Source organism: Niveibacterium sp. (genome assembly GCF_041909475.1).
In the GTDB taxonomy this organism is placed as follows: domain Bacteria; phylum Pseudomonadota; class Gammaproteobacteria; order Burkholderiales; family Rhodocyclaceae; genus Niveibacterium.
On the sequence record NZ_JAYRDJ010000038.1, the window covers coordinates 14,282 to 40,634 of the forward strand.

At 65.4% G+C, this 26,353-nt stretch carries 21 protein-coding genes and 4 tRNA genes; 9 read left to right on the forward strand and 16 right to left on the reverse strand.

Features of this window, described 5'->3' with window-relative positions:
* Nucleotide 1: 1 nt before the first annotated feature.
* From rplK to ACE3P0_RS18325, 8 genes are all read right to left on the reverse strand, one after another.
* Entirely contained in the window at nucleotides 2–433 is a 432-nt protein-coding gene (rplK, locus tag ACE3P0_RS18290) for a 50S ribosomal protein L11 (RefSeq protein WP_374404204.1), read from the reverse strand.
* A 113-nt stretch (nucleotides 434–546) separates the two neighbouring features.
* Entirely contained in the window at nucleotides 547–1,080 is a 534-nt protein-coding gene (gene nusG / locus ACE3P0_RS18295; protein WP_172205319.1) for a transcription termination/antitermination protein NusG, read from the reverse strand.
* On the reverse strand, nucleotides 1,077–1,430 hold the full coding sequence (secE, locus tag ACE3P0_RS18300; protein WP_374404205.1) for a preprotein translocase subunit SecE: 354 nt from the start codon (nucleotides 1,428–1,430) through the stop codon (nucleotides 1,077–1,079). The genes nusG and secE overlap by 4 nt, the downstream gene beginning before the upstream one ends.
* Before the next feature lie 26 nt (nucleotides 1,431–1,456).
* A tRNA-Trp gene (locus tag ACE3P0_RS18305) sits at nucleotides 1,457–1,532 on the reverse strand.
* A gap of 85 nt (nucleotides 1,533–1,617) precedes the next feature.
* Complete coding sequence (gene tuf / locus ACE3P0_RS18310; protein ID WP_206255063.1) at nucleotides 1,618–2,808, reverse strand: elongation factor Tu; 1,191 nt, start codon at nucleotides 2,806–2,808, stop codon at nucleotides 1,618–1,620.
* 72 nt (nucleotides 2,809–2,880) lie between these two features.
* A tRNA-Thr gene (locus tag ACE3P0_RS18315) sits at nucleotides 2,881–2,955 on the reverse strand.
* A gap of 12 nt (nucleotides 2,956–2,967) precedes the next feature.
* Nucleotides 2,968–3,041: transfer RNA gene (locus tag ACE3P0_RS18320), tRNA-Gly, on the reverse strand.
* Nucleotides 3,042–3,100: 59 nt separating this feature from the next.
* Nucleotides 3,101–3,185, reverse strand: a tRNA-Tyr gene (locus ACE3P0_RS18325).
* A gap of 325 nt (nucleotides 3,186–3,510) precedes the next feature.
* Between ACE3P0_RS18325 and ACE3P0_RS18330 the strand changes: the two genes are divergently transcribed.
* The 6 genes from ACE3P0_RS18330 (at nucleotide 3,511) to ACE3P0_RS18355 (ending at nucleotide 12,055) form a co-directional block, all read left to right on the forward strand.
* Nucleotides 3,511–7,092, forward strand: coding sequence for an indolepyruvate ferredoxin oxidoreductase family protein (locus ACE3P0_RS18330; RefSeq protein WP_374404206.1), 3,582 nt, complete (start codon nucleotides 3,511–3,513; stop codon nucleotides 7,090–7,092).
* A 202-nt stretch (nucleotides 7,093–7,294) separates the two neighbouring features.
* Nucleotides 7,295–8,824 carry a diguanylate cyclase gene (locus ACE3P0_RS18335; protein WP_374404207.1) on the forward strand — a complete coding sequence of 510 codons (1,530 nt, stop codon included), beginning with the start codon at nucleotides 7,295–7,297 and terminating at the stop codon, nucleotides 8,822–8,824.
* A gap of 69 nt (nucleotides 8,825–8,893) precedes the next feature.
* Complete coding sequence (locus ACE3P0_RS18340; protein WP_374404208.1) at nucleotides 8,894–9,736, forward strand: trans-aconitate 2-methyltransferase; 843 nt, start codon at nucleotides 8,894–8,896, stop codon at nucleotides 9,734–9,736.
* A gap of 34 nt (nucleotides 9,737–9,770) precedes the next feature.
* A complete protein-coding gene (locus ACE3P0_RS18345) occupies nucleotides 9,771–10,439 on the forward strand; it encodes a hypothetical protein (RefSeq protein ID WP_374404209.1) in 669 nt (222 codons plus the stop codon).
* Nucleotides 10,440–10,505: 66 nt separating this feature from the next.
* Entirely contained in the window at nucleotides 10,506–10,961 is a 456-nt protein-coding gene (locus ACE3P0_RS18350) for a PhaM family polyhydroxyalkanoate granule multifunctional regulatory protein (RefSeq protein WP_374404210.1), read from the forward strand.
* Nucleotides 10,958–12,055 (forward strand): FIST N-terminal domain-containing protein, encoded by a 1,098-nt coding sequence (locus ACE3P0_RS18355; protein WP_374404212.1) that lies wholly within the window; start codon nucleotides 10,958–10,960, stop codon nucleotides 12,053–12,055. The genes ACE3P0_RS18350 and ACE3P0_RS18355 overlap by 4 nt, the downstream gene beginning before the upstream one ends.
* Here ACE3P0_RS18355 and ACE3P0_RS18360 read toward each other — a convergent pair.
* Nucleotides 12,052–12,945 carry an AEC family transporter gene (locus ACE3P0_RS18360; protein ID WP_374404213.1) on the reverse strand — a complete coding sequence of 298 codons (894 nt, stop codon included), beginning with the start codon at nucleotides 12,943–12,945 and terminating at the stop codon, nucleotides 12,052–12,054. The two genes, ACE3P0_RS18355 and ACE3P0_RS18360, sit on opposite strands and share 4 nt — an antisense overlap.
* Before the next feature lie 126 nt (nucleotides 12,946–13,071).
* Between ACE3P0_RS18360 and ACE3P0_RS18365 the strand changes: the two genes are divergently transcribed.
* Complete coding sequence (locus tag ACE3P0_RS18365; protein ID WP_374404214.1) at nucleotides 13,072–13,548, forward strand: VOC family protein; 477 nt, start codon at nucleotides 13,072–13,074, stop codon at nucleotides 13,546–13,548.
* 145 nt (nucleotides 13,549–13,693) lie between these two features.
* Nucleotides 13,694–15,283, forward strand: coding sequence for a hypothetical protein (locus ACE3P0_RS18370; RefSeq protein WP_374404216.1), 1,590 nt, complete (start codon nucleotides 13,694–13,696; stop codon nucleotides 15,281–15,283).
* Nucleotides 15,284–15,499: 216 nt separating this feature from the next.
* Here ACE3P0_RS18370 and accC read toward each other — a convergent pair whose 3' ends face one another.
* From accC to scpA, 4 genes are all read right to left on the reverse strand, one after another.
* The gene (accC, locus tag ACE3P0_RS18375; protein ID WP_374404217.1) at nucleotides 15,500–17,488 is read right to left on the reverse strand and encodes an acetyl-CoA carboxylase biotin carboxylase subunit; all 1,989 of its coding nucleotides are present in this window, start codon (nucleotides 17,486–17,488) and stop codon (nucleotides 15,500–15,502) included.
* A gap of 21 nt (nucleotides 17,489–17,509) precedes the next feature.
* The gene (locus tag ACE3P0_RS18380; protein WP_374404218.1) at nucleotides 17,510–19,042 is read right to left on the reverse strand and encodes an acyl-CoA carboxylase subunit beta; all 1,533 of its coding nucleotides are present in this window, start codon (nucleotides 19,040–19,042) and stop codon (nucleotides 17,510–17,512) included.
* A gap of 92 nt (nucleotides 19,043–19,134) precedes the next feature.
* The gene (gene meaB, locus ACE3P0_RS18385) at nucleotides 19,135–20,109 is read right to left on the reverse strand and encodes a methylmalonyl Co-A mutase-associated GTPase MeaB (RefSeq protein ID WP_374404219.1); all 975 of its coding nucleotides are present in this window, start codon (nucleotides 20,107–20,109) and stop codon (nucleotides 19,135–19,137) included.
* 16 nt (nucleotides 20,110–20,125) lie between these two features.
* Nucleotides 20,126–22,273 carry a methylmalonyl-CoA mutase gene (gene scpA / locus ACE3P0_RS18390; protein WP_374404221.1) on the reverse strand — a complete coding sequence of 716 codons (2,148 nt, stop codon included), beginning with the start codon at nucleotides 22,271–22,273 and terminating at the stop codon, nucleotides 20,126–20,128.
* A gap of 284 nt (nucleotides 22,274–22,557) precedes the next feature.
* Here scpA and ACE3P0_RS18395 point away from each other — a divergent pair, with 284 nt between their 5' ends.
* The gene (locus tag ACE3P0_RS18395; protein ID WP_374404222.1) at nucleotides 22,558–23,229 is read left to right on the forward strand and encodes a GntR family transcriptional regulator; all 672 of its coding nucleotides are present in this window, start codon (nucleotides 22,558–22,560) and stop codon (nucleotides 23,227–23,229) included.
* 63 nt (nucleotides 23,230–23,292) lie between these two features.
* On the opposite strand, the gene ACE3P0_RS18400 is transcribed toward ACE3P0_RS18395, so the two are convergent.
* From ACE3P0_RS18400 to ACE3P0_RS18410, 3 genes are read right to left on the reverse strand one after another with little or no spacing between them, the layout of a single operon-like run.
* Nucleotides 23,293–24,759, reverse strand: a complete 1,467-nt coding sequence (locus tag ACE3P0_RS18400; RefSeq protein WP_374404223.1) for a DcaP family trimeric outer membrane transporter — start codon at nucleotides 24,757–24,759, stop codon at nucleotides 23,293–23,295.
* Between the two features lie 37 nt (nucleotides 24,760–24,796).
* Nucleotides 24,797–25,528 (reverse strand): amino acid ABC transporter ATP-binding protein, encoded by a 732-nt coding sequence (locus ACE3P0_RS18405; protein ID WP_374404225.1) that lies wholly within the window; start codon nucleotides 25,526–25,528, stop codon nucleotides 24,797–24,799.
* Nucleotides 25,529–25,548: 20 nt separating this feature from the next.
* The gene (locus ACE3P0_RS18410; RefSeq protein ID WP_374404224.1) at nucleotides 25,549–26,304 is read right to left on the reverse strand and encodes an amino acid ABC transporter permease; all 756 of its coding nucleotides are present in this window, start codon (nucleotides 26,302–26,304) and stop codon (nucleotides 25,549–25,551) included.
* Between the last annotated feature and the right edge of the window lie 49 nt (nucleotides 26,305–26,353).

Consider the following 26,353-nt stretch of genomic DNA (forward strand, 5'->3'; position numbering starts at 1 on the left):
CTCAGAGACCCTCCACGGTGATGCCCATGCTGCGCGCGGAGCCAGCGATGGTACGGACAGCGGCTTCCAGGTCGCCAGCGGTCAGATCGACCAGCTTGGCTTTGGCGATCTCTTCGCACTGAGCGCGGGTGATCTTGCCGACCTTGTCGGTATGGGGCTTCGGCGAGCCCTTCTGCAGACCAGCAGCCTTCTTGATGAGGATCGTCGCGGGCGGCGTCTTCATGATGAAGGTGAAGGACTTGTCTGCGAAGGCGGTGATCACCACCGGAATCGGCAGACCGACTTCCATGCCTTGCGTCTTGGCATTGAAGGCCTTGCAGAATTCCATGATGTTCAGGCCACGCTGACCGAGCGCCGGGCCGATTGGGGGCGACGGGTTCGCCTTGCCGGCCGGCACCTGCAGCTTGATGTAGCCGATGATTTTCTTTGCCATGATGGCTCCTGATTGATGAGTGAAAGCGCGCGTTCGGCGGACCTACTTGCGCTCCTCAACGCCACGTCGCTCGCACGACGTGGCAAGGCCCGCACAAGGCGGGCCGGTACGACTTAAACCTTTTCGACTTCGCCGAAACTCAATTCGACAGGCGTCGCGCGCCCGAAAATCGTTACCGACACGTTGAGTCGGCTCTTCTCGTAGTTCACCGACTCGACGTTGCCGTTGAAGTCCGCAAACGGGCCTTCCTTGACGCGAACCATCTCGCCGATTTCGAACAACACCTTGGGCTTCGGCTTCTCGACCCCCTCCTGCACCTGCTGCAGGATTTTGTCGACTTCCTTCTGCGTGATCGGCGTCGGCTTGTTGGCCGTACCACCGATGAAGCCCGTCACCTTCGGCGTGCTCTTCACCAAGTGCCAGGACTCGTCATCCATGTCCATTTCCACCAGCACGTAGCCGGGGAAGAACTTGCGCTCGGTCGTAACCTTCTGACCGTTACGCATTTCGACGACTTCCTCGACCGGTACCAGGATCTGGCCGAACTTGTCCTGCATGCCGGCGCGTGCGATGCGCTCGACCAGCGCACGCTGCACCGACTTCTCAAAGCCGGAATAGGCGTGAACCACGTACCAGCGCATGCTCATGAATGCCTCCAGCCGAGGATCAGGTCATACAGCGCCCACTCGAGCGACTTGTCCGCAACCCACAGAAAGATCGCCATCACGACAACGAAGGCAAACACGATGCCGGTCGTCTGAAGCGTTTCCTTGCGAGTCGGCCAGACGACCTTCTTGACTTCCGTTACCGCGTCGGACGCGAACACGGCAAATTGGCGGCCAGGCTCGGTCACCCAAGCCACCGCAACACCCGCGGCCACGCCAGCGAGCACCGCCAGCACACGGACCACCGTCGGCTGCGCAGAAAGTAGATAGAAGCCAGCCACGCCGGCAGCCACGAGCAGCAGCGCCAGCGCAAACTTGATTTTGTCGGCCATGGGTGGAAATTACCCGCTATGCGTTGTGGCAGGGGCAGAGGGAATCGAACCCCCAACCTTCGGTTTTGGAGACCGACGCTCTGCCAATTGAGCTATACCCCTGCAGCAGAGACTACAAAGCTCCGGCGAAGACCAGAGCTTGTCGCAGGCGCCCGACTTTCATCGGACGCCCACTCGGAAACAACAATTACTCGATGATCTTGGCGACGACGCCCGCACCAACGGTACGGCCACCTTCGCGGATTGCGAAGCGCAGACCTTCTTCCATGGCGATCGGGGCGATCAGCTTGACGGTGATCGAGACGTTGTCGCCCGGCATGACCATCTCGGTGCCTTCCGGCAGCGCGATCGAACCGGTCACGTCGGTGGTACGGAAGTAGAACTGCGGGCGGTAGTTGTTGAAGAACGGGGTGTGACGACCACCTTCGTCCTTCGACAGCACGTACACTTCGCCGGTGAAGTGGGTGTGCGGCGTGATCGAACCCGGCTTGGCCAGCACTTGGCCACGCTCGACGTCTTCACGCTTGGTGCCACGCAGCAGCACGCCGACGTTGTCGCCCGCTTGACCTTGGTCGAGCAGCTTGCGGAACATTTCGACGCCAGTACAGATGGTCTTGACCGTCGGCTTGATACCGACGATTTCGATTTCTTCGCCGACCTTGACGACACCACGCTCAACGCGACCAGTCACCACGGTGCCGCGACCCGAGATCGAGAAGACGTCTTCGATCGGCAGCAGGAAGGGCTTGTCGATCGCGCGTTCCGGCGTCGGGATGTAGGAGTCGAGTGCGTCAGCCAGGGCCATGATGGCGCCTTCGCCGAGCTCGCCCTTGTCGCCTTCGAGGGCCTTCAGTGCCGAACCCTTGACGATGGGCACATCGTCGCCAGGGAATTCGTACTTGGAGAGCAGCTCGCGCACTTCCATTTCGACGAGCTCGAGCAGCTCGGCGTCGTCGACCATGTCGCACTTGTTCAGGAAGACGATGATGTACGGCACACCAACCTGACGGGCGAGCAGGATGTGCTCACGCGTTTGCGGCATCGGGCCGTCAGCGGCCGAGCAGACCAGGATCGCACCGTCCATCTGGGCGGCACCGGTGATCATGTTCTTGACGTAGTCGGCGTGACCCGGGCAGTCAACGTGCGCGTAGTGACGGTTAGCCGTCTCGTACTCAACGTGCGCGGTGTTGATCGTGATGCCGCGCGCCTTTTCTTCCGGCGCGGCGTCGATCTGGTCGTACGCCTTCGCTGCGCCACCAAACTTGGCTGCCAGCACGGTCGTGATTGCTGCGGTCAGCGTGGTCTTGCCATGGTCAACGTGACCGATGGTCCCGACGTTCACGTGCGGCTTCGTCCGCTCGAATTTTTCCTTGGCCATGTCACTACCCCAGATGTCGTAATAAAAACCCGGGGCGAGGACAACTCCCTGCACCGGGCCAACAGAAACGAATGGTGCCCTTGACGTGGATTGAACACGTGGCCTCTCCCTTACCAAGGGAGTGCTCTACCACTGAGCTACAAGGGCACTGCAATAACTTGGAGCGGGTGAAGGGAATCGAACCCTCGTCGTAAGCTTGGAAGGCTTCTGCTCTACCATTGAGCTACACCCGCAGGCCGACGACTTTCGCCGCCCGCCTTGTCACCTACTACCGCAACAAGGCCGAAATACTTGGTGGAGGGGGAAGGATTCGAACCTTCGAAGGCAGAGCCGTCAGATTTACAGTCTGATCCCTTTGACCGCTCGGGAACCCCTCCCTGTGCGAAGCCAGCTACTTTAGAGAGACAGTGACACCCTGTCAACCCGAATTTTGAAAAAGACGAAAAATAGGCAGCAAGGGGCTTCAGTCCGACGCGCGGATTGGCGCTCGGTGCCCTGCTTTCTATAGTGCATTGACGACCTCCATCGAGGCGAATTCCCAAACTGTCTCAGGACTGACATTGCGGCGGCGCAGCGTTGCGCACTCGCCGTGACAATCCACGCCTGGCGTCGAGAGTTTCGACACGAGCGCATGGCACCCCATCCAAAAGACGGGTTTTGCCGGGCAGAGCAAAAACACGATTTTTGTAAAGGAGACGCCCCATGGCGGAAGTTTCATCCGCCCAGGCCGCCGCACGCGCGGTGAGCATGGATGACAAGTACGAGATCGCATCGGGCCGGGTGTTCATGACCGGCTATCAGGCGCTGGTGCGCCTGCTGATGATCCAGAAGGAACGCGACCAGGCGGCAGGCCTGAACACGGCGGGCTTCGTTTCTGGGTACCGCGGGTCGCCACTCGGCGGCCTGGATCAAACGCTGTGGAAAGCCAAGGATCATCTCAAATCACACGAGATCGTCTTCCAGCCCGGCGTCAACGAAGACCTCGCGGCCACCGCCGTGTGGGGCACCCAGCAAGTCAATCTCTACCCCGGCGCGAAGTTCGACGGTGTGTTTTCGATGTGGTACGGCAAGGGGCCGGGCGTGGACCGCTCGGGCGACGTGTTCCGCCACGCCAACGCCGCCGGCACCAGCCCGAAGGGTGGCGTGCTGGTGATCGCCGGTGACGACCACGCGGCGAAGTCCTCGACGCTGCCGCACCAGACCGACCACTTCTTCAAGTCGATGATGATGCCGGTGCTCGCACCGGCCGGCGTGCAGGAGTATCTGGACTTCGGCGTGCATGGCTGGGCGCTGTCGCGCTACTCCGGCTGCTGGGTGGCGTTCAAGGCGCTGGCCGACACGGTCGAGACCTCGGCTTCCGTCGACATCGATCCGCACCGCGTCGAGGTGAGGCTCCCGACCGACTTCCAGCTGCCGCCGGACGGGCTGAACATCCGCTGGCCCGACCCACCTTTGGTGCAGGAAAAACGCCTGCTGCACTACAAGCTCTACGCCGCGCTGGCGTACTGCCGGGTGAACGGCCTCAACCGCATCATCATCGACTCGCCGACACCGCGCCTGGGCATCATCACTTCGGGCAAGGCCTACCTCGATGTGCGCCAGGCTTTGGACGACCTGGGCATCGACGAGCGGCTCGCAGCCGAAATCGGTATCCGGCTCTACAAGGTCGGCATGGTCTGGCCGCTGGAGTCCGAAGGCGTGCGGCAGTTCGCCGAAGGGCTGGACGAGATCCTCGTCGTCGAAGAAAAGCGCCAGCTGCTCGAATACCAACTCAAGGAAGAGCTCTACAACTGGCGGGAAGACGTGCGTCCGCGCGTGATCGGCAAGTTCGACGAGAAAGGCGAGTGGTCCTTCGAGGTGGGCGGCCAGGGCAAGGCGTGGCATGGCGACTGGCTGCTGCCGGCAGCCGGTGAGCTGACGCCGGCGATGATCGCCCGCGCGATCGCCAGCCGCATCGCGCGCTTCCACACTTCGGATCGCATGAAGGCACGCCTCGCTTTCCTTGAAGCGAAGGAACAGGCGCTCGCGAAGAAGGTGTTCTCGATCGATCGCGTGCCGACCTTCTGCCCCGGCTGCCCGCACAACACCTCGACCAAGGTGCCGGAGGGTTCGCGCGCCGTTGGCGGCATCGGCTGCCACTACATGGTCACCTGGATGCACGGGCGCAACACGACCACCTTCACGCACATGGGCGGAGAAGGCGTGACCTGGGTCGGCCAGGCGCCCTTCACGAATACCCGCCATGTGTTCGCGAACCTCGGCGATGGCACCTACTTCCACTCCGGCCTGCTGGCGGTGCGGCAGTCGGTCGCGGCGCTGCAGCGCGCGGCCCTCGGCAACGAGAAGGCGCCGGGGATCACCTACAAGATCCTCTACAACGATGCGGTCGCGATGACGGGTGGCCAGCCGGTCGACGGCCCGCTGACGGTGCCGATGATCCTCGCGCAGTTGAAAGCCGAAGGCGTGCACAACCTCGTCGTCGTCACCGATGGCACCGAGCGCGCCTACGGCCCGTCGGATCTCAACCATGTGCCGGTACGGCATCGCGACGAGATGGATGCGATCCAGCGCGAGTTCCGCGAGCTGCCGGGCGTGTCGGCGATCATCTACGACCAGACCTGCGCCGCCGAGAAGCGCCGCCGCAGGAAGCGCGGCAAGTTCCCCGACCCGGCCCGGCGCGCCTTCATCAACGAGGCGGTCTGCGAAGGCTGCGGCGACTGCGGCGTGCAGTCGAACTGCATGGCGATCGTGCCGGTCGAGACCGAGTTCGGCCGCAAGCGTGCGATTGACCAGTCGGCCTGCAACAAGGACTACTCCTGCCTCAACGGCTTCTGCCCGAGCTTCGTGACCATCGAAGGCGGCAAGGTGCGCAAGGGCCGCGCACTGAGTGGGGCGATCAGCGACGGCTTCGTGCTGCCGGCGCCACAACTGCCCACCACGGATCGCCCCTTCGGCATCCTGATCACCGGCGTCGGCGGCACCGGCGTCGTGACGATCGGCGCGCTGATCGGCATGGCCGCGCACATCGACGGCAAGGGCGTCACCGTGCTCGACATGACCGGCCTCGCGCAGAAGGGCGGCTCGGTGTATTCGCATGTGCGCATCGCCAACCGGCCGGAGGATCTGCATGCGGTGCGGGTCGCCGCCGGCGAGGCAGATGCAGTGATCGGCGGCGACGTGATCGTGTCGGCCTCGAACGAGGCGCTGGCGAAGATGGCACTGGGCAAGACCCGCGCGGTCGTGAACTGCGCCGAGGCACCGACCTCGGAATTCGCGCACAACCCGGACTGGCAGTTCCCGCTCGACAAGATGCAGGGCGCGATCACCGACGCCGTCGGCCCCGCGGCGGTCGACTTCCTCGACGCGCAGAAGCTTGCCACTGCGCTGATGGGCGATGCGATCGCGACCAACCTTTTCCTGCTCGGCTACGCCTGGCAGCGCGGGCTGGTGCCGGTGTCGGAAGCGGCGCTGTTGCGCGCGATCGAGATGAACGGAGTGGCGGTGGAGATGAACAAGGCCGCGCTGGCCTGGGGCCGCCGCGCCGCGCATGACCGCGCAGCGGTCGAACGCATCGCCTCGCCGGCGCCGGTGATCCCGCTCAAGCCCTCGCAGACGCTCGACGAACTGATCGCCTCGCGCATCGCGCACCTTACCGCCTACCAGGACGCCGCCTGGGCCGAGCGTTACCGCAGCCAGGTCGAAGCGGTGCGGCGCGCCGAGTCGGCGATCGGCGGCACACGGCTGACCGAAGCGGTGGCGCGCAACCTCGCGAAGCTGATGAGCTACAAGGACGAGTACGAGGTCGCGCGGCTCTACACCGACCCCGCCTTCCTCGAACGCGTATCAGAGACCTTCGACGGCGACTATCGCGTCAAGCTGCATCTGGCGCCACCGCTGTGGGCCAAGCCCGATCCGGTGACCGGCAAGATCCGCAAGATCGAGTACGGCGACTGGGTGCTGACCGCCTTCCGCTTCCTTGCCAAACTGAAGACGTTGCGCGGCGGCCGCTTCGATGTGTTCGGCTACACCCATGAGCGCCGGTTGGAGCGTGCCCTGATCCGCGAGTACGAGGCCGACCTTGCACGGCTGGCGAGCCAGCTCAGCGCGGAGAAGCTCGAACTGGCGCTGCAGATCGCCGGGCTGCCCGAGCAGATCCGCGGCTTCGGCTATGTGAAGGATCGCAACCGTGCGGAGGCCGAACGCGAGCGCAAGGCGCTTTGGTTGCGCTGGAGCCAGTCGGAGACTGGCGGGCGGCCAGCGCTCAAGTCGGTCGAAGCGGCCTGATCAATGCGGGGGGCTGGCCCCCGCTGCATTGGTACTGGCTTCCGGCTATGCGATGCGTTACGGCGCGAAGCATGTTGCGTGACGCGGTTCGGCGATAAGATCGCAAACAGGTGGCGGCGTGCCGGTTGTACGCCGCCACCCACTGCCGCGTCGAGCCGGCATCCGTCGGCCTCGCGCCCGTTCGCCCAACACGCCCGTGCCGATGACGCCCTTGCCGACGACGCCCGCCAGCCCGACTGCGCACGACACCCCGCGCCACGAGGTCGCCCGAATCGGCACCGTGTCGATGCGGGCGCTGTGGCGCAGCGGCACGCCGCGTGAGCGCGGCCTGATCTTCGACGCCTGGCTCACATCCATCCTCGCCAGCGTCGGCTTCGGCCTCGCCACGGTCGCGTGGGGCTGGTCCGGCATCCCTCTGCTGTTCGGCGGCGTGAAGGTGTTCATCACGATTTATCCGCCGCTGGTGATCTGCCAGCTGTGGACGCTGTGCTTCGGCTGGTGGTGGGGCGCGCTGCCCGCCTATCTCGCGACGCTGGTGCTGGCGCTCTACGCCGGCATGCCCCCGCACTGGGCGCTGCTGTTCGCGTGGGCAAACCCGCTCGGCTTTGCGGTATTGAGTCTCGGCTACCGCGCGATGGGCCTGTCACGCGGCCTGCGCTCGCTGCGATCCTGGCTGTTCTATGTGCAGATGTGCTTCGTAGCCGGCGTGTTCAGTTCGGCTGGCGCGCTGATCTGGTGCTACACGAACCAGATCGACACGATCGGCCAACTGCCGATCTGGCAGGGCTGGTGGCTCGGCGCTTTCCTGCAGGGCGTGTTGATCGCCGCACCGCTGATGGCGCTCGCTTGGCCCGCGATCGAGCGCTGGCAGCAGCGTCGGCCGGCGCTATGCCAGCGTGAGTCCGCCGATCCGCGCCGCCTTGCGCTGCGCCTGACGCTGGCGGTGGTGGCCGGGGTGGTCGGGTATGGCTTCCTGAGCCTGCGCATGGGCGCCAGCAGGGTGGACGAGACCCTGCGCAGTGGCGAACTTGCACTGTTGCCTGCCGCCGCACAGGTGATGCTGTCGACCACCTGGGTGTTCTTCTGGGTCTTCGCGCTGATCGTGGTGTTCGTCGGCCTGTTCGGCTACAAAGTCTTCGTGCGCTGGATGGACGAGACCGACCGCCTCGTCGCCCGCCTGGAACAGGCCAACAGCGAACTCGCAGTGCTCAGCCGCACCGACGGGCTGACCGGGCTTTACAACCGCGCCACGATCGACGCCCTGCTACAAGAAGCCTGGCAGCGCGCCAAGCGTTTCGGCGAACAGCCCTGTAGCCTGCTGATCCTCGACATCGACCACTTCAAGCAGATCAACGACTGCTACGGGCACGCCCTCGGCGACGCGGTGATCCGCAGCGTCGCTGCAGCCATGCGGGAATCGACGCGCGGCGCCGACTCGATCGGCCGCTTCGGTGGCGAGGAGTTCATCGTGATCCTGCCCGCCACCGATGCAGCCGGCGCCGAATTCCTCGCCGAACGGATCCGGCTGCGCATCGCGCAGTCGGAATTGCGTAGCGCTGCCGGCCCGATCCGCTTCACGGTCAGCATCGGCGCCGCGGACTTCCGCGTACAGGACGACGATGCCGCCGCCTGGCTGCGGCGCGCCGACGCGGCCTTGTATCGGGCCAAAGCCGCGGGCCGCAATCGTACGCATCTGGCCGGTGACGACGAGTCGCACAAGGCGGTCAGTTAAGGTCAGCGCGGCGCGCCTCACGACTCGCGCCACTTGCCTCGCAGCGCCAAGTTCGGGAACCATGCGGCCATGCCAAGCCCAGCCTTCCCTGCCACACGTGCCCTCGTCGCCCAGCTGATCGGCGCCTGCTGCGTGGCACTGTTCGCCAAGACGGGTGTGCTGTTCGGTTTCTCGCTGTTCGCGCTGGCCTGCTTACAGGGCGTCTTCGCAGCCCTTACCGCAGCGCTGATGCGGGCAGACCGCTGGTGGCTGCCGCTGCATCTGGTCTTCCTGCCGGCGGTGCTGCTCGCCAGCGGGCTGGGGCTGCCGCGCTGGGTCTGGGCCGTGGCCTTCGGCTTGCTGGCGCTGATCTACTGGACCACCTTCCGTACCCAGGTGCCGCTGTTCCTCTCCAACCGCCGCACAGTCACCGCGCTGGCTGAAGCGCTGCCCGCTGGCCCGCTGCGCGTGCTGGACATCGGCAGCGGCACGGGCAGTTTCGTACGCGCGTTCGCACGCCTGCGCCCCGAATCGCAGGTGGACGGCATCGAGGCTGCACCGGGCCCCGCAGCGCTCGCCAGCTGGCTTGCCCGACGCTCGCCGAACGCCCGCCTCGTGCGCGGCGATTTCTTCGCCGCCGACTGGTCGGGCTACGACGTGGTGTATGCCTTCCTATCGCCGGTACCAATGGCCGATGTATGGGAAAAGGCGCGCACCGAGATGCGGCCCGGCAGCGTGCTGATCAGCAACTCCTTCGCCGTGCCCGATGTCGAATACAGCGGCATCCTGCAAGTGGATGACCGGCGAAAAACTCGGCTTTACTGTTACACCCTTGGTGCCGTTAAAGAGGAAGACGCTCCCCGCCGACGGCCAATCTGGCCAACCCGGCAGGGCAGGCACTCTCGCGATCCGACCCAGCACACAGCCCGCTGAGCACTTGGCACGGCGGCCCGGAGACCTGAACACCATGGCAGAAATCATCTGCATCATCGGCAACAAGGGCGGTACCGGAAAGACCACGCTATCCCACACGCTCAGCCACGGCCTCACCTTGCTGGGCCGGCGCTCGGCCTGCGTGATGACGGACGAGGATCGCGAGCCGCTGTCACCGCAGGGGCGCCGCTATGTGGTGGCCGATGCGCGCTCGCCGGTTGCGCGCAACAAGGTGGTCGAGAAGCTGCGCGACCTGAAAAGCTGGATCGGCGTGCTGGATGGCGGCGCCAACCGCACCGAGACGGACATCCTGCTGTACCAGATGTCGGATGTGGTGTTGCTGCCCTTCCGCGATTCGGCCGAGGATCTGCGCACCGTGATGCGCGATCTCGACCTCTTGCCGAAGGCCTGGGCGCTGCCTTCGCAGTGGCCGCGCAACCGCTTCCAGCTCGACGCCGCAACGCGCTTGATCGACACCCTGCCGCTGGAGTTTCGCGAACGCATCCTCCCCCCGTTCTTTGCCCTATCCTCGTCCAAGCTCTTGTTGCAGGAGCGGGTGCCGGAAGACCTGCCGGCGCAGCTCAACAACAGCGCACGGGCATTTGCCAAGCAGGTGCTGGCGATCTTCGAGGATCCGCACGACGACGTGGCCGACGCACTGGAGCGCGCGGCACTTGCGAGCGAGCTCAACGAGCAGGACTGACGCGCGGCGGCGTGCCGCCCGCTAGGCTATGATCGAACGCTAACCCGTACGACACCGGAGCGCGCAATGAGCGGCGAACACACGATGCAGGATCCGCTGGAGTTCATGAAGAACCTGTGGGGCCAGATGGGCTTTGCCCTGCCCGGCATGGTCGCGCCAACGCTGGACGTGGGCGAACTTGAGAAGCGCATCACCGACCTGAAGGCGGTGGAAGGCTGGCTCAAGATGAACCTGAACATGCTGCAGACCACGATCCAGGGGCTGGAAGTGCAGCGCGCCACGCTTGCAGCCATGCAGGCGATGGGCGAAAGCGCCCGCGCGGCGGCCGCAGCCGCCAGCGCACGCAATGAGGAAGCCGCGGCGCCCGCCAGCGGCGAGGCCCCCGCCAACCCCTTCAACCCGGCAACGCTGTGGCCCTGGAATCTGGTGCAAGCCGCGAAACCCGCCGAGGCCGCGCCCGAAGCACAAGCCGCCGAGCCGCCGCGCAAGGGCCGCGCCCGCAAGTCCGCGGACAAGCAATGAGCGATCTGGCAAGCCGCTTCGCCAGCGGCTTCGCGCTGGCGGCGGACTGGCACCTCGCGCTCGACACCTGCCTTGAGCGCCTTGCACTGCCGGCCGGCGCCAATCTCGGCTTCTGCTACTGGTCGGACCATTTCAATGGTGAGATCAATGCGATCCTGCAAGCGCTGCAGGCGCGCACTGGCATCACCCACTGGGTCGGTGCCAGCGCGCTGGGGCTGATCGGCCGCGAGGGTGCGCAGCTCGACGCACCGGGCATCAGCCTGCTGGTCGCACAACTGCCAGCCGACAGCTTCCGCGTCTTCTCTGGCCGTACGCCACTGCCCAATGCACGCGAGTTCGCGGCGCATGCTGCGATCGTGCATGCCGACCCAGCGACGCCCGACATGCCCGATCTGGTGCGCGACATGGCTGGCAAGCTCAGTGGTCTGCACCTCTCGGGCGGCATGGCGAGCGGGCGCGACGGCAACCTGCTGATCGCCGATGCTGCTTTCACCGGCGGGCTCTGCGGCGTCGCCTTCGACCGCCGCGTCGGCATCCTCGGCGAGCTTTCGCAGGGCTGCCGCCAGCTCGGGCCCGCCCGCGTTGCCACCGAAGTAGAAGACAACCTGATCGGCCGCCTCGATGGTCGCCGTTCGGTCGCGGTGTTTCGCGACGCCGTGAGCCCGCTCTACCGCGACGACCTGCGCCGCGCCGCACGGGGCGTACAACTGGCGCTGTGCGATGACGACGACCCGCGCCACTACACCGTGCGCCACATCATCGGCATCGACCCGAACGGCGGGCGGCTGGCGATCGACGACCTAGCCGAGGAAGGTCAGCAGGTGTTCTTCGTGCGTCGCGATGCCGACTCGGCCACGCACGATCTCGACACCATGCTGCTGGCGCTGCGCGAGCGCTGCCCGGCACCACCGAAGGCCGCGCTCTACGTCAGCTGCACCGGGCGTGGCGGTTCGCTGTTCGAACGCGACGACAGCGAGGTTGAAGCGATCCAGCGCGTCTTCGGCAACATCCCGCTCGCCGGATTCTTCGCTTCAGGCGAACTGCTGGGTGAGCGGCTGTACGGCTACACCGGAGTGCTGACGCTGTTCTGCTAGGCAAGCAAGGCCAGTAATAACGGCAGGCTCAGCATCGCGACCAGCGTCGACACCGAGATCAGCCACGCCACGCCTGCGGCGTCGCCGCCCAGCCGCACCGCGAGGATGTAGGCCGACGACGCAGATGGCAGGCCCGCCCACAACACCAGCACTGCGCGCGGCGTGCCGCTGAGGCCGGAGACCCCGGCCGCCAACCACGCGACCACCGGCAGCGCCAGCAGCTTCACCGCCAGAACACCCACCGCCGGCAGTGGGGCGATCCGCGTGCCCTTGAAACGCAGCGCCGCCCCGACCGCGAGCAAGCCCATCGGCACCGAGGCCTGCGCAAGGCGCGACAGCGCCGCATCGGCCGCGGCCGGCAGATGCCAGCCGAGCAGGTTGCAGGCAAGGCCCGTCAGCGTCGCGAGAATCAGCGGGTTGCGCGCAAGCTCGGGCAGCAGACGCGTCTGCGCGTGTCGCGCCAGCAGCACCACCGATGCGGCATTCGCGAACGGCACCATCAGGCCGCACAGCAGGCCCATCGTCGCCAGCCCCGCTTGCCCCATCGCACTGGTCGCCGCCGCAAGGCCAATGTAGGTGTTGAAGCGAAAGCCGCACTGCGCGCGCGAAACGGCCTCCAGCGGCGTGTGGTCGCCCAGTTGCGCCAGCAGCACCGACAGCACGATGCCGCAGGCCATTACAGCGAGCCCGGCGCCAAACAGCGGCAGCGCGGTGCCGGGCTCGATCGGGTTGCGCAGCAGCGCGGTGAACAACAGCGCCGGAAACAGCACGAAGTAGATCAGCTGTTCGAGCCCACTCCAGAACGCTTGCGGAAAACCCGGCAAACGGCGTAGCGCGGTGCCAAGCAGGATCAGCGCGAAATCGGGGGCGAGCAGGCGGATGCCATCCATGCATACATGCTCGCGTGGCACAGTGCGCGGCGGCAATACGCGATTTCCGCAGGCATTTGCGCTGTGTCGGGCCGGTGTAAGCCGACAGCGCTAGAGTGACTGGATTTCGTCACGAAGGAGTGCGTCATGAGCCGTCCATTCCGCGTCCTCGGCATCCAGCAGATCGCGATCGGTGCCGCCGACAAATCCCGCCTTGCCCACCTGTGGGGCACGCTGTTCGGCCTTGAGAAGACCGGCGACTTTCGCAGCGAACGCGAAAACGTGGATGAGGACATCTTCGTGATGGGCGTGGGCGCGGCACGCTGCGAAGTGGACCTGATGCAGCCGATCGATCCGGCGAAGAAGCCGCGCGTCGACGAGCCGCAACTGAATCACATCGGTCTGTGGATCGATGATCTGCCGCGCGCCGTTGAATGGCTCGGTGCGCAAGGCGTGCGCTTCACGCCCGGCGGCATCCGCAAGGGGGCGGCCGGGTTCGACATCACCTTCATCCACCCGAAGGGTAACGAAGCCACGCCCTTCAGCGGCGAAGGGGTGCTGATCGAACTGGTACAGGCGCCGCCCGAAGTCGTTGCGGCCTTCGACGCCCTCGCTCGCACCTGAGCCGCGATCAGCGAGGGGGCCGGATGCGCCGCCCTCGCTGAGCGGGCCGCGTATCATCGCCACTCGGTCCTGGTGACGCCGAACACGGGTGTCGTGCATCGGCACGGCGCCCCGCGGCGAGTCGCCCCTGCTGCGGAGTGAAAGCATGAGCCCACGCCCGACCCCCGATCTACCAGCCCTGCCGATGGTGGAGCCCAATCTCGACGAGCATCTGCGCTCGGATCAGGGCTTTCCGTCTGCCTTCCTGCGCGCGATCTGCGCCGTGGCGCTGGAGGACGGTGACGTCAGCCTTGCTGAATTCGCGGTGCTCGATGAGCTGGTGCGGCGCACCGCCGACTCGGCGCTGAGCGCCGCCCTGCTGCTGCACGGCGTGGAGCATCCGGAGCCGCTGCCGGTGGCGCTCGCCGATCTGCAGCGCGCCAGCGCGCGCACCGATACCGCACTGCGCGCCGCCGCTTTCGATGCCGCGCTGCCGCTGTTGCGCCTGCAGGGCGAACGTAGCCGCGACATCGTCACCCGCTTTGCCGAAGCGCTCGGCCATCCGCTGTCGCCGGCCGATCTCGGCTCCAGCCCGAATGAGCAGGACGCCCCGCTGTGGACCCGCATGACGCGCGGCTCCAAGCGCCTGCTCGACCGCGAAGGCCTTGTCGCGCTGACCGAGGAGTGCATCCACCTGACCGGCGACACCGCACTGCGCGCGCCACTGGAGGCTTACCTCGATCGCCGGCTGGATGCCACAGCGCTGCGCGGGCAGGTGGAGCAGGCCTGCAACACCGCCCTGCAGCGCATCGACACTTTCGAAGCGCAGGTCGCCACGCGGGTCGAGCAAGCCGGCGAATTGCGGCAAGCCGCCGGCGCGCTCACGTCGGAAGCCGAACAACTGCGCCGCCAGATAGGGCAGCGGCTCGCCGTCGTCGAAGCGCGCATCGCCTTCGAGCGACAGACCTTCCGCGAGGACATCGACGAACTGGTGCACGACGCCGGCAACGGCTTCGTGCTGGAAGCCTCCGAACGGCTGAAGACCGACGACTGGACGCAGGCCAGGGTGTGGGAGAGCATCGGCCAAAGCCAGTTCGGCAAGGACATCGAGCGCCGCGTGAGCCGCGCGGTGAGCCGCCGCGAGGAAGCGCTGCGCCTGATGTACGAAGATCTGCGCCTGTTCCAGGAAAACATGCAACTCACGCGCGTGTCGATCCTCGAACGCCAGCACCACGCGCAGTACGCCCGGCTGATTCCGCCGCTGCGGCTTGGCGCGCGGGTGGCAAACGTAGTGGACGACGCGGCGAAGCTGACGCTGGGCGCCGGCGCCTTGTCGATTGTCGGCACCGGCGCGGCGGCCTACCTGCTCGGCAGCGCCGCGGTGTTGCCGCTGGTGGCACCTGCCGCACCGCTGGTCGGTGGCGCGATGGTCGTGGCGGGGCTGGTGAAGTGGTTCAGCGATCCGCAACGCCGCAAGGACAAGGAGCTGCAGCACAAGCGCGAGGCCTTCGAGCGGGCGCTGCGCGAGCAGCTTGAAGAGGCGGAACGCTCCTTCACGCAGCAACTCGAACGCATCGGCCAGGCCTTCCACGAGACAGCCGAGAATACGCTGCGGCCGATGATCCTTGAAGGGCAAGCAGCCGAACGCCTCGCCAGCCATCAGGGCCGCCTCGCACGCCAACTGGTTGCGCGATCACGGCAGGGTTTGAGCCGCATTCGCGCCCAATTGGGGCTTCCGTCCGGCCCCGCCGACTGAGGCTGCCTCCCGATGCGCCGCCGGAAATACGAACGGCCGCCCGAAGGCGGCCGTTCCTGAAGGGGGTGCTACCACTACGCTGCAGTAAAAAGAGGGGACCGGCTTAGGGGCCGGCCCCGCCCAAAAGAGGGAGCCCAACTGCAGGCTCCCCTCCCCCTTGATTCCTTTGGTGACCCGGCCGCTCTTTGGCAGCTCGGGCTGTGGCGCTTGGCACGCTTATCGGAAGCGCAGGATCGGCTGATCCACTGACAGGCTCTCGCCCTGTTTGGCGAGTACCTCGGCGACCACACAATCCTGTTCGGCGCGCAGCACATTCTCCATTTTCATTGCTTCGATGGCTGCGAGCCTTTCCCCTGCCTTGACTTCCTGCCCGACGGAAACAGCAAGATCGGTCAATAAGCCCGGCATGGGTGACAAAAGGTACTTCGACAGATCGGGCCGGGCTTTGCGCGGCATCAAAGAAAGCAGCTCGGCCGCGCGCGGGGCCAGTACCAGTGCGGTGACGTTGATGCCGGCGTGGAAGAGTTTCCAGTGCCAGCCGTGGCGTTGCACCTGCACCACGATCGGCTCGCCGTCCATCCAGCCTTCGAAGCGCGGTGCGCCGAAAACCCAGTCGCCCACCAGCGTGTGGCGCAAATCGCCACAGCGCACGCGCTGGCCGCCTTCGATGTCTTCCAGCTCGACACTGAAGCAGCGGTCGCGGATCTGCACGATGTACTGCCTGCCGACCTTGCGCGGATGGCCCGGCAGCTGAGCCGAGATTTCCGTCTCGCGCATGTCGGTGCGGCGATACAGCGCGGCGGCCACCGCGGCCATGCGGCTCAGCTCCGCGTCTTCGGCCGGCGCACCGGTGAAGCCGCTCGGGTATTCCTCGGCGATGAAAGCGGTCGTGAAGTTGCCGGAGCGGAAGCGCGGGTGACGCAGCAACGCCGCCTGCAGCGGAATGTTGCTCGACACGCCACGGATCACGAAAGCGTCCAGCGCCGAACGCATGCGGCTGATCGCTTCCTCGCGGCTCGCGCCGTGCGTGATCAGCTTGGCGATCATCGAGTCGTAGTACATCGAGATCTCGCCGCCTTCATAGACCCCGGTATCGACACGCACCATGCCCGGCATCTCTTGCGGGGGACGGTAGGTCACGAGGCGGCCGGTGGAGGGCAGGTAGCCGCGGAAGGGGTTCTCCGCGTTGATGCGGCATTCCATCGCCCAGCCGTCGCGCTTGATCTCGTCCTGCGTGAAGGCGAGTTTCTCGCCCGCGGCCACGCGCAGCATCTGCTCGACCAGATCGAGGCCGGTGATCATCTCGGTGACCGGGTGTTCGACCTGCAGGCGGGTGTTCATTTCGAGGAAGTAGAAGCTCATGTCCTTGCCGACGACGAACTCCACCGTGCCGGCCGACTGATACTTCACCGCCTTGGCAAGCGCCACTGCCTGTTCGCCCATCGCGCGGCGCACTTCTTCGGTGAGGAAGGGACTGGGCGCCTCTTCGATCACCTTCTGGTGCCGGCGCTGGATCGAGCACTCGCGCTCCCACAGATAGACCGTGTTGCCGTGCGCATCGCCCAGCACCTGAATCTCGATGTGGCGCGGCTCCTCGACGAATTTCTCGATGAACACACGGTCGTCGCCGAAGGCATTGCGCGCTTCGTTGCGGCAGGAGGCGAAACCCTCATGCGCTTCCTGGTCGTTGTACGCGACCCGCAGGCCCTTGCCGCCACCGCCGGCTGAGGCCTTGATCATCACCGGGTAGCCGATGCCCTGCGCAATCTTCACCGCCTGCTCGGGCGTGTCGATCGCATCGTTGTAGCCAGGGATGGTGTTGACCTTGGCTTCGAGCGCGAGCTTCTTCGACGCGATCTTGTCGCCCATGGCGGCGATCGAGTAATGCTTTGGCCCGATGAAGACGATGCCCTCTTCCTCGGCGCGGCGCGCGAAGTCCTCGTTCTCTGACAGGAAGCCGTAACCCGGGTGCACCGCCTGGGCGCCGGTCTGCTTGCACGCGGCGATGATCTTGTCACCGACGAGGTAGGACTCCTTCGACGGTGCCGGGCCGATGCACACCGCCTCGTCCGCCAGTTCGACATGGCGCGCATCGCGGTCCGCCTCCGAATACACCGCGACGGTCTTGATGCCCATCTTGCGGGCGGTCTTGATGACGCGGCAGGCGATCTCTCCGCGGTTTGCGATCAGGATCTTTTCAAACATGTTCGGTTCTCCCCGTCGCAATCAGAGCGGAATGTTGCCGTGCTTGCGCCACGGGTTCTCGAGCTTCTTGTCGCGCAGCATCGCGAGCGAGCGGCAGATCCGCTTGCGCGTCTCGTGCGGCATGATCACGTCGTCGATGTAGCCACGGTGCCCCGCGATGAAGGGGTTGGCGAACTTGGTGCGGTACTCCTGCTCGCGCGCGGCGAGCTTGGCCGGGTCACCCTTCTCTTCGCGGAAAATGATCTCGACCGCGCCCTTCGGGCCCATCACCGCGATCTCGGCACTCGGCCAAGCGAAGTTCACATCGCCGCGTAGGTGCTTGGAACTCATCACGTCGTACGCACCGCCGTAGGCCTTGCGGGTGATCACGGTGACTTTCGGTACGGTGCATTCGGCGTAGGCGTACAGCAGCTTGGCGCCGTGCTTGATGATGCCGCCGTATTCCTGCGTGGTGCCCGGCATGAAACCCGGCACATCGACGAAGGTGACGACCGGGATGCCGAAGGCGTCGCAGAAGCGCACGAAGCGCGCGGCCTTGATCGAGCTCTTGATGTCGAGACAGCCGGCGAGCACCAGCGGCTGGTTGGCGACGATGCCAACGGTGCGCCCTTCCATGCGCGCGAAGCCGATCATGATGTTCTTCGCGTACTCGGGCTGCAGCTCGAAGAAATCACCCTCGTCGACGATCTTGATGATCAGCTCGCGCATGTCGTAGGGCTTGTTCGGGTTGTCCGGCACCAGGGTGTCGAGCGAATCGTCCATGCGGTCCGGGCTGTCGGTGGTCGGGCGAACCGGCACGCCGGCGCGGTTGTTCGCCGGCAGGAAGTCGACCAGCCGCCGCGTCATCAAGATCGCCTCGACATCATTCTCGTAGGCGCGATCCGCGACACCCGACTTCGACGAATGCGTCAGTGCGCCGCCCAGTTCTTCCGCGGTCACCTCTTCATGCGTCACCGTCTTCACGACATCCGGGCCGGTGACGAACATGTAGGAGCTGTCCTTCACCATGAAGATGAAGTCGGTCATCGCCGGCGAGTACACCGCACCGCCCGCGCACGGCCCCATGATCAGCGAGATCTGCGGGATCACGCCGGAGGCCAGCACATTGCGCTGGAACACTTCGGCATAGCCGCCCAGGGAGGCAACCCCTTCCTGGATACGCGCGCCGCCCGAATCATTGAGCCCGATCACCGGTGCGCCGACCTTCATCGCGTGGTCCATGATCTTGCAGATCTTCTCGGCGTGCGCTTCGGACAGTGAGCCGCCGAACACGGTGAAATCCTGCGAGAAGACGAAGGTCATGCGGCCGTTGATGGTGCCGTAGCCGGTGACGACACCATCGCCGGGTACTGTTTGTTCCGCCATGCCGAAATCGTGGCAGCGGTGTTCCTTGAACATGTCCCACTCTTCGAAGCTGTCTTCGTCGAGCAGCAGTTCGATGCGCTCGCGCGCGGTGAGCTTGCCCTTGGCGTGTTGCGCCTCGATGCGTTTCTGCCCGCCGCCGAGCCGCGCGGCGCCGCGCTTCTCTTCGAGCTGACGAATGATGTCGTGCATGTGTTCCCCCAGATTGTCGTGTCGCCGCCGGCCATGCCTGCAACGATGCGTCCCCCGACGCGACGCCCCGCTATGCGGCCGGCGCCCCGCCCTTACTCCGCAGCCCGACGCAGCAGCTCCCCAGCGGCTGCGCCCGGCGTTGTATCCCCACGTTCCACCGCTTCGCTGAGCGCGCCCAACGCGGCACGCACCGCAGGATGCGCATCGAAACGCGCCTTGAGCCCGCTTTCGATCAGCGCCCACATCCACGCCACCGCCTGGCTGCGGCGCTTGGCCTCGAAATCGCCGCTCGCCTGCATCGTGTCGCGATAGCGCTCCACCGTTTCCCAGAAGGATGCGACACCTTCCTGACGCAAGGCTGAAAGCGTGAGCACCGGCGGCGCCCAGGCCGCGTTCTGAGGCCGCAGCATCGTCAGCGCAGAACGGATCTGCCCCTGCGCCAGCGCCGCTGCGTTCGGATCGATATCCGCCTTGTTGATGACGATAAGGTCGGCCAGCTCGATCACGCCCTTCTTGATCGCCTGCAGATCATCGCCCGCGTTGGGCAGTTGCAGCAGGCAGAAGAGGTCTGTCATGCCGGCCACCGTCGTCTCACTCTGGCCGACGCCCACGGTTTCGACAATCACGACATCAAAACCGGCGGCCTCGCACAACAGCATGGCCTCACGGGTGCGCTCCGCGACGCCACCGAGGCTGCCCGACGAGGGTGACGGCCGGATGTAAGCCTCGATGCGTTGCGAGAGCCCTTCCATGCGCGTCTTGTCGCCGAGGATGGAACCACCGGTCACGCTGGAACTCGGGTCGACGGCCAGCACGGCTATGCGGTGGCCACGCGCGATCAGCCACAGGCCAAGCGCTTCGATGAAGGTGGATTTGCCGACACCCGGCACGCCGGAGATACCCAGCCGCAGCGCCTTGCCGGTGCGTGGCAGCACGGCCTGCAACACGGCATCGGCCTGCGCGCGGTGATCGGCGCGAGTGGATTCGGCAAGCGTGATCGCCTTGGCGAGCGCGCGCCGCTCGCCAGCGAGCAGTCGGGCGACGAGCGCTTCCGAGGCGGCGTCCACGCGGGGCGCCCTCTGATCAGCCAAGCCGCTTGCGAATCTGCGCGAGCACCTCGCGCGCCGCAGCGGGGATCGGCGTGCCCGGCCCGAAAATGCCGGCCGCGCCCGCGTTGAACAGGAAGTCGTAGTCCTGCGCCGGGATCACGCCGCCGACGAAACAAACGATGTCGTCCGCGCCCTGCGCCTTCAATGCGCTAATGAGCTGCGGCACCAAGGTCTTGTGGCCGGCCGCGAGGGTCGACACACCGATCGCATGCACATCGTTTTCCACGGCATGGCGTGCGGCTTCGTCCGGTGTCTGGAACAGCGGGCCGATGTCGACATCGAAGCCGAGGTCGGCGAACGCCGACGCCACCACCTTGGCACCACGGTCGTGACCATCCTGACCGAGCTTCGCGACCATGATGCGCGGGCGGCGGCCCTGCTCGGCTGCGAAGGCCTCGATCTCGCCCTTCAGCGACTGCCAGTCTTCCTGACCTTCCACGACGCCTCCGTACACCCCACTCACCGTCTGCGGATTCGCGCGGTGGCGGCCCCAGACCTTTTCCAGTGCGTCCGACACTTCGCCCACCGTAGCACGCGCGCGCACTGCGTCAATCGACAGCGCAAGCAGGTTGCCTTCGCCGGTTTCGGCACACCGCGTCAGCGCATCGAGGCACGCCTGTACTCGCGCACCGTCGCGACTGCCGCGGACCTGCTTCAGTCGCGCGATCTGCGATTCGCGCACTGCGGTGTTGTCGATATCGAGAATATCCACCGCATCCTGCTTCGCGAGCTTGTACTTGTTGACGCCAACGATCACATCCTTGCCGGAGTCGATGCGCGCCTGCTTCTCTGCCGCGCACTTCTCGACTTGCAGCTTGGCCCAGCCGGATTCGACGGCCTTGGTCATGCCGCCCATCTTCTCGATCTCTTCGATCAGCGCCCAGGCCTTGTCGGCCATCTCCTGCGTCAGCGTCTCCATCATGTAGGAGCCGGCCCAGGGATCGACCACGTTACAGATGTGGGTCTCTTCCTGGATGATGATCTGCGTGTTGCGTGCGATGCGGGCCGAGAACTCGGTCGGCAGCGCAATCGCCTCGTCGAGCGCGTTGGTGTGCAGCGATTGCGTGCCGCCGAACACCGCCGCCATCGCTTCAATCGTGGTGCGCACCACGTTGTTGTACGGGTCCTGCTCGGTGAGCGACCAGCCGGAGGTCTGGCTGTGGGTGCGCAGCATCATCGACTTGGCACTCTTGGCGCCGAAGCCCTGCATGATCTTGTGCCACAACAACCGGCCAGCACGCATCTTGGCAACTTCGAGATAGAAGTTCATGCCGACCGCCCAGAAGAAGGACAGCCGCCCGGCGAAGGCGTCGACATCGAGCCCGCTCTTGATGCCGGTGCGCACGTACTCCATGCCGTCGGCCAGCGTGAAGGCCAGCTCGATCGCCTGGTTCGCCCCGGCTTCCTGGATGTGGTAGCCGGAGATCGAGATCGAGTTGAACTTCGGCATGTGTTGCGCGGTGTAGCCGAAGATGTCCGCAATGATCCGCATCGACGGCGTCGGCGGATAAATGTAGGTGTTGCGGACCATGAATTCCTTGAGGATGTCGTTCTGGATCGTGCCCGAGAGCTGATCCTGCGACACGCCCTGCTCTTCCGCCGCGACGACGTAGCCGGCAAGCACCGGCAGCACAGCCCCGTTCATCGTCATCGACACGCTGATCTTGTCGAGCGGGATGCCGTCGAACAGGATCTTCATGTCCTCGACCGAGTCGATCGCCACGCCCGCCTTGCCGACGTCGCCGACCACGCGCGGGTGATCGGAGTCGTAGCCGCGGTGCGTTGCCAGATCGAAGGCCACGGACACGCCCTGCCCCCCGGCGGCGAGCGCCTTGCGGTAGAAGGCATTGGAGGCTTCGGCGGTGGAGAAACCGGCGTACTGGCGGATCGTCCAGGGCCGCGCGGCGTACATCGTGGCTTGAGGCCCGCGCACGAAGGGCGCGAAGCCGGGCAGGGTGTCGGTATGCGGAAGCCCGGCGATGTCGGCGCGCGTGTAGAGCGGCTTGACGGTGATGCCCTCGGGCGTGACCCAGTTGAGCTTGGCCAGATCACCACCCGGCGCAGCCTTGGTGGCGGCTGCCTGCCAGGCAGCGAGATCGGCGGACGTCTTGAATTCCGACATGCGAGACTCCCTTGCCCCGACGCCGAGTCGCACCGCCACACGTGCGGTCACAGACGCCGGGTGGAATAAAAGGGGCCGACCCTCAGGTCGGCCCGGGCCACCGTGTCACATTGCGGCGCCTCCCCCCAGACGCACCGCAATGTCGTCCGTCCTGCGATCTGGCTCACTCCCCCAAGCTCGCCGCAAGTAATCCGCTGGATAACCCGCTATCGCATTCCGGCTTGACAGCCCTCGGAACCAATAATACGTTATCCATAATTATGAATACAAGAGGTCTACTAGAAGTGTTGTCAAAAGGTGACTCGCCGCAGCGGATTACCCGCTCCGCCCTCTTTGAAGAGGTCGCGGAACGGCTGCGGACACGCATCTTTGCGCACGACCTGCCGCCCGGCAGCTGGATCGACGAACAGGCGATCACCGCGGAATACGGCATCTCGCGCACCCCGTTGCGCGAAGCCCTGAAAGTGCTGGCGAGCGAGGGGCTGGTCACGCTAACCCCCGGGCGCGGCTGCAAGGTCACGCTGCTGACCGAGCAGGATCTGGACGAGATCTTCCCGATTCTCGCGCTGCTGGAAGGCCGATGCGCCTACGAAGCCGCGCTGCGCATGGACGACACTGCCCATGCGCGCGTTGACGCGCTACACGCCGCGCTGGAGGCGCATTTCGTCGCCAACAACATCGAAGCCTTCTTCGAGGTGAATCAGCAGTTCCACCTAGCGATCCAGGAAATCGCCGGCAATCGCTGGCTGACGCAGCTGGTGCAGGACACGCGGCAAAAGCTCAAGCTGATGCGCTTCCACTCGCTGTTCCGCGAAGGGCGGCTGCAGGAATCGCTCGAAGAACATCGCGCGATCGTCGCGGCGCTGCGCAAGCCCGACGCGGCGGCCGCACAGGTGGCGATGGAGAACCACCTGCTGCAAGGGCGCCGCGCGATGGGGCGCCTCGCCACCAGCTGAGTGGGGTGAAATGAAAACGGCCAGCACAAGGCTGGCCGTTCGCTCGAATATCGACGCAGGGCGTTACTGGAAGTAGTACTTGCCCGAGAAGTTCAGACGCGTCGCGTCGCCCTTTTCGCCATCCAGCGTCTGGCGCCGCGCCCAGATGATCTCGGCACCGATATCCACCAGCTTCGGGAACGGGCTCCAGAACAGCCCGGCGTGACCCTGCTGCACGTTGCGGTTAATGCCGTACTGACCGGAACCAAGCCCCTGCGCTTTCGCGAAATCGGTGTAGTCGTTGTCGAAGTTGCGCTGATAACCGTACGCGAAGTTGTAGCGAACACGATCACTCGGTTTGATCTGGTAGCCCAGCACCACGCCCAGCGCCTGCTCGGTCAGCACTTCGTTCGCGGCCGGGTTGTAGATCGCGCCTTCGATGTAATTGAAGTAGCGCCCGATGCCGGTGCCGCCGGTAACCGCGATCGTCAGGAAATCGTCGCCGCGCGTTTTGATGAAACTCGATGCGGCAAGGCCGTAGCCGCGCTTCGAGGCATTACCCAGCGCGCCCTTGACCTCCAGCTCATGCGTCACGCCACGCGCGCTGATCGTGCCCCAGTCGAAAGCCTTGTCGTAGCGAAGCACCAGATCCGGCATGCGCGAGAAACCGTCGGCCGTCGCAACGCCGGTATCGTCCAGCACATAGCTGACCGAGTTCTCCAGCGCCGCGGTGAAGTTGCCGACGTCCGGTGTTACATAGGTGTAGCGGATCATCGGCTGGCGGATGAAGGTCGCACCAATCGGGCCGTTGAAGTCCACCGTTTCCGGCAGCGCATCCACATCCATGAAGGTCGACCAGGTCTGGCCTACCAGCCACGAACCGACCTGGCCATAGGCATGGCGCAGACGGAAGTTGTAGCTGTTGGTGCCCTGCTGGGTGTAGATCGTTTCGAGACTGCCGGTCACCGCTGAGTTGCCAGTGCGCGGGTCGTTGTTGAAGTCGCCTTCAATCTTCACGTTGATCGGGCCAAGCGGCGACGGCGTCGAGGCTTCCACACCCAGGCGCGAGGTGCGCGCCGTCATGTAGGTCATGCCCTTGCGATCGCTCTGGCCGTCGAGCGGGATGTAGGGTGCGAAGGTGGAGTAGTCGTTGGCGCCGTTGTCCTGCCCGAAGTCATGCACCAGGTTCAGTTCGGCCACGCCATAGACATGGAACGAAGTTTCCTCGCCCGCGCGGCGGTAGGAGCCGGGGATGTCCCCCTTGACCACCGCTTCCTTGCCCTGGGCTTCAACCTGGTCCGCCACATCCTTGATCGCCGCAGGCGATGCCGCGGTAGCGGCCGCCTTGGCTTCCGCCGCGGTGGCACCGACAGCGGCCGTTGCGGCGTCGCTCTTCTGCTGGGCGGCCTTGAGCGCCTGCACTTCGCGCTGCAATTCCTGGATCTGGCGTTCGAGGCGCTCGATCACCTTCGCATCCGTTGCGGCATGCGCCGGCACAGCGAGGGCCGCGGCCACGGCGGCAACCATTACGCGCAGTCTTGTTGTCGTCATCAGTGTTCTCCGTACTCGTGGTGTCGGCTCGCCCGCCTCAGCCTGCGTGCTTGATCTGCGACAGGAAGGCCTGCGCACGCGGGTGGGTCGGACGAGAGAAAAACTGCGCCGGATCGCCCTCTTCCACGATCCGCCCGCCATCGAAAAAGATCACGCGGTCGGCCACTTCGCGGGCGAAGCCCATTTCGTGCGTGACCACCAGCATCGTCATGCCGCTCTTGGCGAGGTCGCGCATCACCAGCAGCACTTCGTTGACCATCTCCGGGTCCAGCGCACTGGTTGGCTCGTCGAACAGCATCACCTTCGGCTGCATGGCCAGCGCGCGCGCAATCGCAACACGCTGTTGCTGGCCGCCGGAAAGCTGCGACGGGTACTTGTGCGCATGCGCGGCGAGGCCGACGCGTTCGAGCAGCTCGCGCGCAGTCTTCTCGGCCCGCTCTCGTTTCCACTTGCGCACCCGCTGCGGCGCCAGCGTGATGTTGTCCAGCACCGTCATGTGGGTGAACAGGTTGAAGCTCTGGAACACCATGCCGACTTCGGCGCGCACGGCATCGATGTGCTTCATGTCGCTGTCGAGCTCGATGCCGTCTACAACGATGCGGCCAGCATCGTGCTCTTCCAGCCGGTTGATCGTACGCAGCAAGGTCGACTTGCCCGAACCCGAAGGCCCGATGATGCAGACGACTTCGCCTTCCTTGAAGGACACCGACACCTCGTTGAGCGCGGTGAAACTGCCCCAGCGCTTGACGATCTTGTCGACCGAAATGATTACGTCACCCTTGCTCATGCTTAGCGCTTTCCGACAGCCAGCTTGCGCTCCAGCGCACCGGCGAATTGCGTGAAGGTTGTCGTCAGCGCGAGATACACCGCCGCCACCGTGAGGAAGACCGGGAAGGGCTGAAAGCTCGACGCCTGCACCCGGCTGCTGACCATCGAAAGCTCGACGACACCGATCGCATAGGCCAGCGACGAATCCTTCAACAGCGCGATAAGGTTGCTCGCCAGCGGCGGCAAGGAAATGCGCACCGCCTGCGGCAGCGTCACATCGAGAAAGGTGTAGAACTTCGACAGCCCGAGCGAACGTGCCGCTTCCACCTGCCCGGTCGGCACCGCGTTGATGCCGGCGCGAATCGCCTCGGCGTTGTATGCGCCAACGTTCATCGACAGCGCAATCACGGCGGTCCAGAACTCATTGAGCTGCAGCTTGGGCGAGATTTCCGGCAACGCGAAATACACGAACAGGATCTGCAGCAGCAGCGGCGTGCCGCGAATCACCCACACGTAAAAATCCGCCAGCCAACGCATCGGCGGCAGGTGCGAGAGTTTGCCGAGCGCGGCCAGCACGCCCAGCACCAGGCCGGCAATGCCCGACACCAGCGTGAGCTGGATCGTCATCAGCGCGCCGGCCGAAAACTGATCCGCCGCCGGGCCCACCGGCGCCGGCAGCATTGCGAGGGGTGCCGACATGAGCCACAGCAGCACACCGAGCCCCAGCACCGATCCGACCAGCACCAGCGAGTCGCGATCCTTGAGTCTTGAAATCATTGAGTCGTTCTGCCGAAAAGGCGGGCCGCCTCGGCGACCCGCCTGCACT

Excerpts from the sequence above, each read along its gene's own strand:
- rplK (WP_374404204.1), bottom strand. The coding sequence starts at position 433 with ATGGCAAAGAAAATCATCGGCTACATCAAGCTGCAGGTGCCGGCCGGC.
- nusG (WP_172205319.1), bottom strand. The coding sequence starts at position 1,080 with ATGAGCATGCGCTGGTACGTGGTTCACGCCTATTCCGGCTTTGAGAAG.
- secE (WP_374404205.1), bottom strand. The coding sequence starts at position 1,430 with ATGGCCGACAAAATCAAGTTTGCGCTGGCGCTGCTGCTCGTGGCTGCC.
- tuf (WP_206255063.1), bottom strand. The coding sequence starts at position 2,808 with ATGGCCAAGGAAAAATTCGAGCGGACGAAGCCGCACGTGAACGTCGGG.
- ACE3P0_RS18330 (WP_374404206.1), top strand. The coding sequence starts at position 3,511 with ATGGCGGAAGTTTCATCCGCCCAGGCCGCCGCACGCGCGGTGAGCATG.
- ACE3P0_RS18335 (WP_374404207.1), top strand. The coding sequence starts at position 7,295 with ATGACGCCCTTGCCGACGACGCCCGCCAGCCCGACTGCGCACGACACC.
- ACE3P0_RS18340 (WP_374404208.1), top strand. The coding sequence starts at position 8,894 with ATGCCAAGCCCAGCCTTCCCTGCCACACGTGCCCTCGTCGCCCAGCTG.
- ACE3P0_RS18345 (WP_374404209.1), top strand. The coding sequence starts at position 9,771 with ATGGCAGAAATCATCTGCATCATCGGCAACAAGGGCGGTACCGGAAAG.
- ACE3P0_RS18350 (WP_374404210.1), top strand. The coding sequence starts at position 10,506 with ATGAGCGGCGAACACACGATGCAGGATCCGCTGGAGTTCATGAAGAAC.
- ACE3P0_RS18355 (WP_374404212.1), top strand. The coding sequence starts at position 10,958 with ATGAGCGATCTGGCAAGCCGCTTCGCCAGCGGCTTCGCGCTGGCGGCG.
- ACE3P0_RS18360 (WP_374404213.1), bottom strand. The coding sequence starts at position 12,945 with ATGGATGGCATCCGCCTGCTCGCCCCCGATTTCGCGCTGATCCTGCTT.
- ACE3P0_RS18365 (WP_374404214.1), top strand. The coding sequence starts at position 13,072 with ATGAGCCGTCCATTCCGCGTCCTCGGCATCCAGCAGATCGCGATCGGT.
- ACE3P0_RS18370 (WP_374404216.1), top strand. The coding sequence starts at position 13,694 with ATGAGCCCACGCCCGACCCCCGATCTACCAGCCCTGCCGATGGTGGAG.
- accC (WP_374404217.1), bottom strand. The coding sequence starts at position 17,488 with ATGTTTGAAAAGATCCTGATCGCAAACCGCGGAGAGATCGCCTGCCGC.
- ACE3P0_RS18380 (WP_374404218.1), bottom strand. The coding sequence starts at position 19,042 with ATGCACGACATCATTCGTCAGCTCGAAGAGAAGCGCGGCGCCGCGCGG.
- scpA (WP_374404221.1), bottom strand. The coding sequence starts at position 22,273 with ATGTCGGAATTCAAGACGTCCGCCGATCTCGCTGCCTGGCAGGCAGCC.
- ACE3P0_RS18400 (WP_374404223.1), bottom strand. The coding sequence starts at position 24,759 with ATGACGACAACAAGACTGCGCGTAATGGTTGCCGCCGTGGCCGCGGCC.
- ACE3P0_RS18410 (WP_374404224.1), bottom strand. The coding sequence starts at position 26,304 with ATGATTTCAAGACTCAAGGATCGCGACTCGCTGGTGCTGGTCGGATCG.